Here is a 10,044-nt window from a genome sequence, read left to right on the forward strand (position 1 = left end):
TTTTATATTTTCTTATTATTCTTTAAGCGGTCCACATAATCGGCATGATAGTTTTGATGCATATATTCACGGTTCTTCATGGAATAAAAATAGCCTGTGGCTAAAGATAAGAACGCAAATAGAAACCCAACACCAAATCCGAAGTTATGGTAGCCCATGACAATGCTGATGATGGAAGTGAGCAATAGCGTCAGCAAAATGTAAAATAAAATATTTTTGCTTTTCATAAAACTTCCTCCTTTTGTTCTATTTTGATTTATAGGAAAATTAATTTCGATTGTTTTCAATGCAAAAGCATCCAGAACCATTATACCAAAATACGAAACAAAACCACTGCTTCACCCGTAAGTATTGTAATAGCTTGTAAGGAGGTTTTTATCATGATGGGACTTGTGATTGTTCAGCTTGCAATCATTATACTGTTTTTGGGACAGCGAAAAAACGCAGGAATGGCATACGGAGTATAGGAAGGCATTACAATAAGGCATCTTACGGTACTATTATGCAGCCAGTTCTTTTTTAAATAACAAGTAACAAGGCTTATACTTGCCCCAGGTGTTTAAATCCATCCATAATAGGATAATCATAGTAATAAATTGGAGGTGTTTATAAAACTTGTCTTATATCCTATTAATCATCGGATTTGCCCTCTTGATTGCCGGTGCGAACTATTTTGTGGAGGGAGCTTCAAAAATCGCAGTGTTCCTGAAGATTTCTCCGCTTTTGATTGGTTTGACCATTGTGGCGTTTGGTACGAGTTCACCTGAAGCGACGGTTAGTATTCTGGCGGCGCTTAATGACAATGCGGAAGTGGCACTTGGAAATGTGATTGGAAGCAATATTTTTAATATTACGCTTGTGGTTGGGGTTACAGCGATAATCAATCCTCTGCAGGTAGAAAGCGAGACAATTCGAAAAGAGATTCCTTTTACCTTGCTGGCGAGCACAGCTTTGATGATTTTTATCAGTGACAGGGTATTGGAATCTGTTAGCGAAGACATTGTGACACGCGGCGATGGTCTGATTCTGCTCTTGATTTTTGCCTTATTCATGTATTACTTATTTGAAGTGGCGAGAAAAAACCGCAGCAATCCGCAAGGTGAGGACGTTAAAACAAGCGGCTCCATTTGGACGAAACAAATCTTGTTTACGCTGGCCGGCCTGGCAGCGATCATTTTTGGCGGAGATTTGGTGGTCAGAAGCAGTACCGAGATTGCAGTTTCGCTGGGAATGAGCGAAACACTTGTTGGCTTGACGATTGTGGCAGTTGGTACCTCCCTGCCTGAATTGGTCACCTCTATTACAGCAGCACTTAAAAAGCAAAGTGAAATCGCACTCGGGAACATTGTTGGAAGTAATATTTTTAATATTCTTTTCGTACTTGGTGCGGCAGCAGCGATCACCCCGCTGGGCGTTGATCCGAAGATTGTTGTAGATATTACGATCATGATTCTGCTGACGGTTGTGCTCCTGGCCTTCTCAAGAACCCACTATGTAGTAGGTAAATATGAAGGCAGCTTCCTGGCAGCATCTTATATCATTTACTTGATTTATATTATTATGCGAAACTAAAGTTAGAGCCGGGCCTACAGTGGTCCAGCTCTATTTTATAGGGCTGATGTTTCCAGTTAAATCGTTAGGTCACCTGCTAATTTTTGGAATATTACAACTTTTAATATAGCATAGGATGGCTGAGAAAGACCAAAGACGGAAGCGCCTTGATCAGCCCTGACAGGCATAAGACGATTCACGCAGAAAATCCTGATTTCTGGAGTGATTTGGCTTATGACCCGAGGGGCTAGGCGCTGGAGCTAGTTGCAGACCACCTTCCCAAAGAACTTTAACACCGTTCAATTTTATTGTTTTAAATACTATGAAAGAGCGCCGGAGAAAGTTCTCCAGGCGCCGATCGTCAGCTAGCAGCTGAATTTTTATTATAAGGAATATTTGAACCGACACTTCGTAAGCCTGCGAAAAACCTCACCGTAAAGATCGTCGTCGCCAGCACGATAAAGATCCCGCTGACTGCTCCTGCCTGATCGGACAGCACCCACTGAGGCAAATGCTCCGCCCATCTCCGCGGCGCACTGATTCCCCCTGCATATAGAAAGGAACCGACGAGCCCTGTAAAAAAGGCGAAGTATAGAGCGATGCTGAATGTATCGATTCCCCTGTGCTGCTGATTGCCTTCGGTCGTGTTGAAGTAATACATGAAGCCGAAAATCATCGCCATAACGCCCATTCCCATATACGTATGAAAATGGCCGGGAACCCATTTCGTATTATGCATCACATGGTTGACAACAATCGTCGCATCAATGATAGCCGGAATGGCGCCAGCCACCCAGCCGAACATGGAAAGGAAAAAGAGGCTTGAGGCGAAGTCCCATTTCATTCGTGACCGGTATACGATCATCAATGCCCCATACGCGGTCACAACCATAACAGGGAGGCCGTTTGCATAGGAAAATACTTGCCCGATTATGAGCATCCATTTTGGCACAGCAAAGTCCATTAGCAGATGATGTGTATAAATCATTAAGGTGAAAAGAGTGGAGCAATTCCATGCGATTAAGAATACTTTATTGGCTTTCCAAGGACGTTTTGTATATTCTGAGAGGACCTCATAAACCGCTATAACCGCCATATAAATCGTACAGTTGGCAAAAATATGGCCGAATGCATACGTAAGATGCTTGGCAAGCATGGGATCCATCGTTATGGCTGGATTGACGATGTTTAAGATGGAAGCTGCAAGCACCGTTGCACCTGCCAATAGAGCGGTTGAGTTGGTGATGATGACCATGGCTGTTGCCACTACAGCCGCGGGCGGCCCTTTCCCTTTTTTCCCTCTAAAGATTATATCCCATCCGAGCGCCTTCCCAAGCCCGCCATATCCTTTTGTCAGCCTGGCTGCCAGATACATATACATAATTAAAAAGCCGATGCCTAATACCAGCATTCCTGATAGGAAGAACATTGCCCCTGCTGCTCCAGCCAATTTAGCCGACTGGGCTGGAAGAGGATATAAGAATGTCCATCCATCTGAAAAATCAAAGACAAATATCGCGATCAGAACCATTGCGACACCTATTAAAAAGAGCACAAAGTTCACAATCAGCATCGCAGGATTCAATTTAACGTATTTGGACAGGAAATACCATAGAATAGCAGTACCGCCCAAAGCGGCTATGCCTACCATTCCTGTTCCGTGTGCTGTCATAATTTTATAAAACCACTGCGGCGTTAGGCTGATCATTTCCCCCTGATTCAACAGCATCATGACACCAAAAATCATCATCAGAATTAACACGAGCGCGGTTGCCGCCAAATACCATACAACGGTCCTTTTAGCCAAAGGGTGAATATTCTCGTTCATCAGAGGCTCCCCCCTTCCGGTTCAACCACAATTTCTTTCACCATCACATGGTGGCCGGCTGAGCAGTATTCAAGACAGAGAATCTGATAAGTCCCTGGCTCTTCAAACTTGTAATAGACTGTGTTGGTATATTCAGGCATGGCCTGGGTTTGAGCGACTAGCTCCATTTTTTCATTATAAAGTCCAAATCCATGCGTAACATCATCTGCCGTCACTTCAAATTGGACCTGGTCCTCCACCCTGAAGCGGTCCTCACTCATCTCCCAAGCATATTGGATTCCCGTTACTTTTACTATTTTGATTTCATTCATGCCGGTGGCTTCCGCCTGATTACGATCATATGGCAATCTGCCAAGCGTCATGACACTGGCAAATCCCATAACGGCAATTAAGCCAAGAAAATAAAACTTCCTGATCCGATATCCTTTCTTCTGAATGGATCCATAATCTCCGCTGCGCTTCGACTCCCCGTAGACAAATGCAAAAGCGAGCGCAAGCAGAAACACAAAAAAAACAGTCGCATAAAGGGCAATTTGCTGGTACATCCATACCCCTCCCATAAAGTTTGATTGCGAAACAAGGCATCCCCCATCCCCTGTTCAGTTTCATAACCAATTTTATGAGATCCGCAATTAAAATTCGGTGATATATGTCCTATTTAACGAACTTTTTAATAATTTTGCCTTCAATTACACAAACCCAGCTGTATTCTACATCCACAATATGAAAATGCGTTTGTAAAATGCTGCCTGTTCCCCCAGTTCGTTTAGCTTTAAGCTCTTTAGGGGAAAGCCGGCGGCACCATTCAAACCATTCATCACGAACTTGCCAGTTATAGCGGAATAGTGATAACAATTTCTTAAACCTCCTTCTCCTTCAGGTCAATATGGAGATTCTGCAATCGATTAAAATTTCCTTCTTATTTCTTATTTCATTCGCATAATTCCTCCCGATGTATTGAATGCTAAAAGAAGCGGACTATGTAGAAAGGGGATTGAAATGTGAAGAAAAACTTGGTGGTTTTTTACATATCAGTGGCTATTCTATTATTGCTTGTGTTATTTGGTGTTTTTGTGCCGGATGCATTGGAGGGAGTAACAGCAAATGTCCAGGCCTTTATTACCGATAAATTCGGGTGGTATTATTTAATACTTGTGTCGTTCATTGTCCTTGTTTGCTTATATTTTTTAATCAGCCCATTGGGGAAAATTAAGCTTGGCAAGCAGGATGACAAACCTGAATTTACACGGCCTACCTGGTTTGCCATGCTGTTCAGCGCTGGGATGGGGATTGGTCTCGTTTTCTGGGGAGCTGCTGAACCCATATACCATTATGCAGTGGCCTCGCCTACCGGAAGTGAAGTAGGCACCGATCCGGCCATTCGTGAAGCGATGCGATACACGTACTTTCATTGGGGCGTTCATGCCTGGGCCATTTATGGCATTGTGGCTCTTGTTCTCGCTTATTTTAATTTCAGGCATGACGAACCAGGTTTAATCAGTGCTACGCTTAGGCCGATTCTTGGGGATCGGACGGAAGGAACTGCAGGAAAAGTGGTTGATGTCATCGCTGTTGTTGCGACGGTCATTGGGGTTGCAACGACTTTGGGGTTCGGGGCCATGCAAATTAACGGCGGCCTCTCGTACCTTTTTGGCATTCCCGTCAGTTTTCCGGTACAGGTATTAATCGTCCTGATTGTAACAATCTTATTTATGATTTCGGCTTGGACTGGTCTCGGAAAAGGGATTAAAATTCTCAGCAATGCCAATATGATTTTGGCTATCCTCCTTTTCCTGCTGACTTTCTTTCTGGGACCGTCATTATTCATTCTGAATCTATTTACGAATACAATTGGGACCTATCTGCAAAACCTGCCAAGCATGAGCTTTCGGATTGCGCCTTTAGATGAAGATGTACGGGCATGGATTAATGGCTGGACCATTTTTTACTGGGCATGGTGGATTGCCTGGGCACCTTTTGTCGGCATCTTTATTGCGCGCGTATCAAAAGGAAGAACCATCCGCGAATTTGTTTTCGGCGTGCTGCTGGTGCCCTCATTGATTGGCTTCCTATGGTTTTCCACTTTTGGCGGGTCAGCGATTATGCAGGAGCATCATGGGGTTGAGAAGATTTCGGAACTGGCTACGGAGGAAGCGCTGTTTGGAATGTTCTCTAATTTCCCGTTCGGAACGGTACTATCCATTATTGCGATCATTCTGATTTGCACCTTCTTCATTACTTCAGCTGATTCAGGCACCTATGTACTGGGGATGATGACAACAAATGGCTCACATCATCCAGGGAACAAAATAAAGTTTATCTGGGGAATCATGCTATCTGCCATTTCACTCGTCCTTCTTTACTCAGGCGGTCTGCAGGCACTTCAGAACACCATGATTGCAGCTGCTCTTCCGTTTTCCATTATCATGGCTTTAATGACCTTCAGTTTGATCAAAGCGCTGCAGAAAGAAGCGCAGGAGCTCGGGATTGGAAAAATCCCGAAAAGGAAGGCATAGTTAGAAAAGGGCAGGGTGCCTTGACCACCCCCGACAAGCACAAGACGAGTCTCTCGAAAAGGTGTCCTTTTGCCTTTTTGAGAGGCCGGCTGAAATGTAAAGGCGACTGCCCATTCAAGGAACGCAGACTAAATGCGCCACGTCCTGTGGCAACGTCTGCATGACCCGCATTCGCCCAAAAGCTGCCGCTTTCGGTCGTGCGATGCTTATCCTCAAAAAAAGCTACGGCTTTTTTCTTCGTGCCAAAAGATTTGCTGACGAAGCCTTCCTTGTCCTGCGGGCCTCAGGCATAAGACGATTTCTGTAAGAAGGCGTATTTCCTTCTGAAAGGAATCGGCTTATGACCCCGAGTCCCTAGGAGCCGCAGCTGGACAAACTTGTAACCTCGTGGGATAGGCTGTTTGCGCTTGACAGATAAACCAGCGGAGATGATTCCAAGAAGAATTCACTTTTTCAGCAGCCTTCTGGATGGAGAGGTCCTCATCCAGCAAGTGCTCTTCTATATAATCAATGGCCTTTTACAGTGATACGATCCAAGACATTCCTGATCACTCCCTTGATTTACGTCCTAGCAAGTTTGAAAATGGGCATCCTGTCTTTTTGTGCTTTGTTTTGGCAGACAGACACTTAGAAATTCTTATTTTTAGTAGGAAATCCCTGCTGAAGGAAGAATTTTATTATAAAGCTTTTTTGGGAGGATTGGCCTGAAGTTCGATTTGAATGGAGTGGAGTCTTTTCCGGCCAATATTGAAAAAATACCAGCCAAAATTGTATTTTTACCGGCCATTTTCACTGAAATACCGGCCGAAGGAGATGATTTACCGGCCAACAGCTCAAGCAGCCGCAGCAACAATTATTTATCGGCCACTTCAGGAGGTATATCGGTCAAAATTTTCATTTATCGGTCACTTTTTCTATTTTATCGATCAGATTTCCAGTTTATCGGTCACTTCCTATTCTATCAAGGTTTGCCGCATATCAAATAACCAGCAGCTCCGAAAAGAGCAGCTGGTCTCATTTAGTACCTTACATTACCCGTTCCTATTGGCGATACTTGGCAATTGCTTTGATAATGCTTTCGCTGAAGGATGGGATATCTCCATCGCTTCTGCTTGCAGCGATTCCCATTTCTGCGAAGGTCTGCGATTGCCCAAGAGCATTTCTGGCCTCTGCAGGCAGCAATTCCGCTCCTTCGCTGCCAATTGCGATGGTTTTAAAATGCTGGAATGCTTCACGGACAAACTCCTTCGCTTGCGGCACCAACTTTAGTGCCTTCGCGCTTTCTTTCCCGCCTGCTACATAGACTGCGTCATACATAACGAAGTGGCATCTAATTATTGAGATACCTCAGGACAATGAACGTTTTCTAAGTCATCCCATTTAATTAAAATGTGATAGTCACTCGTTTTTTCACTGCAATTTAGCTGTTTTTTACAAATCTTTCTCTTTTCTTCCCTTCTTTATTTCAAAATAATTCATTTTCTGCCATATATTTTTGTTTTTTCTGACAATTTTCAAAAAATTATGCTAAAATTGCAAATCAGTTATTGTCAATAATAGTAAAACAATATAGAATTTTCATATAACATCTTTTGGCAGGCAGGTGAAACGGTGGAAATTACAAAGCATTTTTTCTTTAATTTATCACTCTTAGTCATCATCTTATTTTTTGTGCTCGTATGGGCGGAAAAAAGCTCTAAATTCCGGTTTTCAAAAGGCTACTCTCTTTTTTGGTCAATCATCATGCTGTGGATTTGCTTTCAGTTTTCCTATGAGCCGGATCCTCATTTTACCTACGATTTGAGAATGATTTTAGTGATTATCGGCGGATTATATGCCGGAATCGGCCTGGAATTGGTAGCAGCCGTTATCATTATGAGAGGCTTTTATGGGATTGAACCTGGTTTTTATACAACTATTTTGTTATATCTGCCGTTAGGAATCATTCTCTGGAAGCTGTATCCGTGGTTTTGGAAGCAGCCTCCACGAAAGCGAATTCATGTAGCTGTTATTTCAAGTATGATTATAAGTGTGCTGACTGTAATCACAATGGAAATAGCCATACCGCCGCAAAATCGGTTTGACGCCTGGTTTGCCTACCTGATCATCCCTCCGTTGGGAGTGGGCATGATTTCGTATGTCATTGAGTTTGCCAAACGCAATCTCGATATCCGTGAAAATCTGGTCCGGACTGAAAAGCTGGAGGCAGTTGAGCAAATGGGGGCAGCGATATCCCATGAAATTCGCAACCCTTTAACAGCGGCCATCGGCTTTGTGCAATTATTGCAGGAGCAAAAACTCCCTCCACGCAAGCGGCAGGAATACCTGACCATCGTGAAGGCAGAGCTTGAATCTGCCGAGCAAGTCATCCAGAACTACTTGACCTTTTCGAAGCCTGCTTTAGACATAATAGAAGAAATCAATGTAAAGAAAGAACTTATGCAAGTAATGAACATATTAAAACCTACCGCCAATCAGAATTCAGTAGAGTTTAATTCGGATTTCGCCCTGCTGGGTTCCATTAAAGGGGATCGCCAGAAATTCCACCAATGCTTTTTAAATGTGATAAAAAATGCGATTGAAGCGATGCCGCGCGGAGGACAATTATACATAGAAACCCAATATAGCAGCAGCCACATAACCATTGAAATAAAAGACACCGGCATCGGAATGACAGAGGAACAGCTGCAGCGCCTTGGCGAACCCTATTATTCCACAAAAGGGCCAAAAGGGACGGGCCTTGGAATGATGGTTGTATTCAGTATCGTGAGGGCCATGGAAGGCAGTGTGAAAGTAAAGAGCGAATTGAATAAAGGAACGGTATTCACCTTTTCCTTTCCCTCCTATAAGGCGGATTTGAGAAAGAATGAAGCTTAAACAAAACAGCTGAGCCTCCCAAGTTTGGGAGGCTTTCATTTATTTTCCGGGCGAGAATCTAATGCTGCGCGATCAATTCTTGTGCTGCCTCTGCTGCATGGAGCTATTTCATGATTATTGGATCTGTTCCTTTACTAAATGGTTCGTGCAGTTATACAGTTCGCAGCCCCACTGGCTTTCTTTCATAAAAAGCGTTGTAAGGGAAGTATTTTTCGGTGGATTGGTCAGATCTGTGTTTGGAACGATTTCTTTTAGGAGATGCCGGATAAATGAGCCATGGCTAATAACCAGTACATTCTCCCCCTGGTGCTTGGCCGAAATTTCCTTCATGAATTCCATGCCTCTCCCGATCACGCTTTCATGCGGTTCGAATCCAAGATCCATTTCACGCCAGCCGCTTCCCCATTTTTCAAGCCGCTCTGCTTCTGTGGTGCCTTCAATTAACCCGCCGCCGACTTCCCTGATTCTTGGGTCCAGATGTACCGGGATATGGCTGATTTTCTCTTTAATGGCTTCCGCTGTTTGCCGCGCCCTTAATAGATTACTAGTGTAGATCACATCCCATTTTTCCAAACTCAGCCTTTCTGCCAGCAGCACGGCTTCTGCCAAGCCTTCTTCATGCAGGGGAATGTCCGAGCTTCCCTGTGCCCTGCCCTCTTTATTCCACGGTGTAACGCCATGCCTGATCAGGCCGATTTTTGTCATTGTATACGTCCTTTCTTTTTTCACTTGATTGTTATTCTAGTGAACTACTCCCACCATCCCACCCTTGCGGGTTGCTTGAAGTGGGGGCTTCTTGGGTAATCGCCACTTTTGGTAGCTAACGAAATTGACCAAGCTAACCCTCTTGTTCCAAGAGTTTATATTTTTAGTAGGCACTTGCTAATAAGCGAATGCCTTCTTTTTTGATATTGAGTGCTGAATTATAATCTCTATCGATATTTAGCCCACATGAACAAGCGTATGTCCTAATTTCCATAGGCATTGGTTGGGTATTTCCGCAACTCGAACAAGTTTTGGTATCTATTTTGATAAGTTGTTTCCCTCGTTCACTTAGTTTGTACTGTAAGAAAGAAGTGAACATTCCCCACCCATTATCAGCTACGCTTTTACCGAAATTAAGTGCTTGTGACATTCCTTTCATGTCTAAATCTTCAATCACAACAGCATCGAAGGTAGACACTAACTTCTTTGATTTATGATGAAGAAAGTTTTTCCTTTGATTGGCAGTTTTTTTCTTGAATTTTAGCTACTCGAATACGTTGTTTATTC

At 43.6% G+C, this 10,044-nt stretch carries 8 protein-coding genes and 2 pseudogenes; 3 read left to right on the forward strand and 7 right to left on the reverse strand.

Features of this window, described 5'->3' with window-relative positions:
• Window positions 1-2 precede the first annotated feature (2 nt).
• A complete protein-coding gene (locus NCCP133_RS20490) occupies window positions 3-227 on the reverse strand; it encodes a hypothetical protein (protein ID WP_264807098.1) in 225 nt (74 codons plus the stop codon).
• A 388-nt stretch (window positions 228-615) separates the two neighbouring features.
• Between NCCP133_RS20490 and NCCP133_RS20495 the strand changes: the two genes are divergently transcribed.
• Window positions 616-1,572, forward strand: a complete 957-nt coding sequence (locus NCCP133_RS20495) for a calcium/sodium antiporter (RefSeq protein ID WP_264807099.1) — start codon at window positions 616-618, stop codon at window positions 1,570-1,572.
• 340 nt (window positions 1,573-1,912) lie between these two features.
• On the opposite strand, the gene NCCP133_RS20500 is transcribed toward NCCP133_RS20495, so the two are convergent.
• The 3 genes and pseudogenes from NCCP133_RS20500 to NCCP133_RS20510 all read right to left on the reverse strand — a co-directional run.
• The gene (locus NCCP133_RS20500) at window positions 1,913-3,379 is read right to left on the reverse strand and encodes a cbb3-type cytochrome c oxidase subunit I (protein WP_264807100.1); all 1,467 of its coding nucleotides are present in this window, start codon (window positions 3,377-3,379) and stop codon (window positions 1,913-1,915) included.
• Window positions 3,379-3,924: a cytochrome c oxidase subunit II gene (locus NCCP133_RS20505; RefSeq protein ID WP_264807101.1), complete on the reverse strand. Its 546-nt coding sequence runs from the start codon at window positions 3,922-3,924 to the stop codon at window positions 3,379-3,381. Before NCCP133_RS20505 ends, NCCP133_RS20500 begins: the two co-directional genes overlap by 1 nt.
• 133 nt (window positions 3,925-4,057) lie before the next feature.
• A pseudogene (locus NCCP133_RS20510) lies at window positions 4,058-4,234 on the reverse strand (DinB family protein); the annotation flags it as partial.
• 146 nt (window positions 4,235-4,380) lie between these two features.
• Between NCCP133_RS20510 and NCCP133_RS20515 the strand changes: the two are divergent.
• The gene (locus tag NCCP133_RS20515; protein ID WP_264807102.1) at window positions 4,381-5,895 is read left to right on the forward strand and encodes a glycine betaine uptake BCCT transporter; all 1,515 of its coding nucleotides are present in this window, start codon (window positions 4,381-4,383) and stop codon (window positions 5,893-5,895) included.
• Window positions 5,896-6,936: 1,041 nt separating this feature from the next.
• Here NCCP133_RS20515 and NCCP133_RS20520 read toward each other — a convergent pair.
• A complete protein-coding gene (locus NCCP133_RS20520; RefSeq protein WP_264807103.1) occupies window positions 6,937-7,212 on the reverse strand; it encodes a hypothetical protein in 276 nt (91 codons plus the stop codon).
• A 294-nt stretch (window positions 7,213-7,506) separates the two neighbouring features.
• Between NCCP133_RS20520 and NCCP133_RS20525 the strand changes: the two genes are divergently transcribed.
• The gene (locus tag NCCP133_RS20525) at window positions 7,507-8,772 is read left to right on the forward strand and encodes a sensor histidine kinase (protein ID WP_264807104.1); all 1,266 of its coding nucleotides are present in this window, start codon (window positions 7,507-7,509) and stop codon (window positions 8,770-8,772) included.
• A gap of 114 nt (window positions 8,773-8,886) precedes the next feature.
• Here NCCP133_RS20525 and NCCP133_RS20530 read toward each other — a convergent pair whose 3' ends face one another.
• Window positions 8,887-9,477 (reverse strand): histidine phosphatase family protein, encoded by a 591-nt coding sequence (locus NCCP133_RS20530; RefSeq protein WP_264807105.1) that lies wholly within the window; start codon window positions 9,475-9,477, stop codon window positions 8,887-8,889.
• A gap of 163 nt (window positions 9,478-9,640) precedes the next feature.
• A pseudogene (locus NCCP133_RS20535) lies at window positions 9,641-10,044 on the reverse strand (RNA-guided endonuclease InsQ/TnpB family protein); the annotation flags it as partial.

This window comes from Cytobacillus sp. NCCP-133 (assembly GCF_026011715.1).
Lineage (GTDB): Bacteria > Bacillota > Bacilli > Bacillales > Cytobacillaceae > Cytobacillus.

Coding starts and splice junctions, on each gene's coding strand:
- NCCP133_RS20490 (WP_264807098.1), bottom strand. CDS start 227: ATGAAAAGCAAAAATATTTTATTTTACATTTTGCTGACGCTATTGCTC.
- NCCP133_RS20500 (WP_264807100.1), bottom strand. CDS start 3,379: ATGAACGAGAATATTCACCCTTTGGCTAAAAGGACCGTTGTATGGTAT.
- NCCP133_RS20505 (WP_264807101.1), bottom strand. CDS start 3,924: ATGTACCAGCAAATTGCCCTTTATGCGACTGTTTTTTTTGTGTTTCTG.
- NCCP133_RS20520 (WP_264807103.1), bottom strand. CDS start 7,212: ATGTATGACGCAGTCTATGTAGCAGGCGGGAAAGAAAGCGCGAAGGCA.
- NCCP133_RS20530 (WP_264807105.1), bottom strand. CDS start 9,477: ATGACAAAAATCGGCCTGATCAGGCATGGCGTTACACCGTGGAATAAA.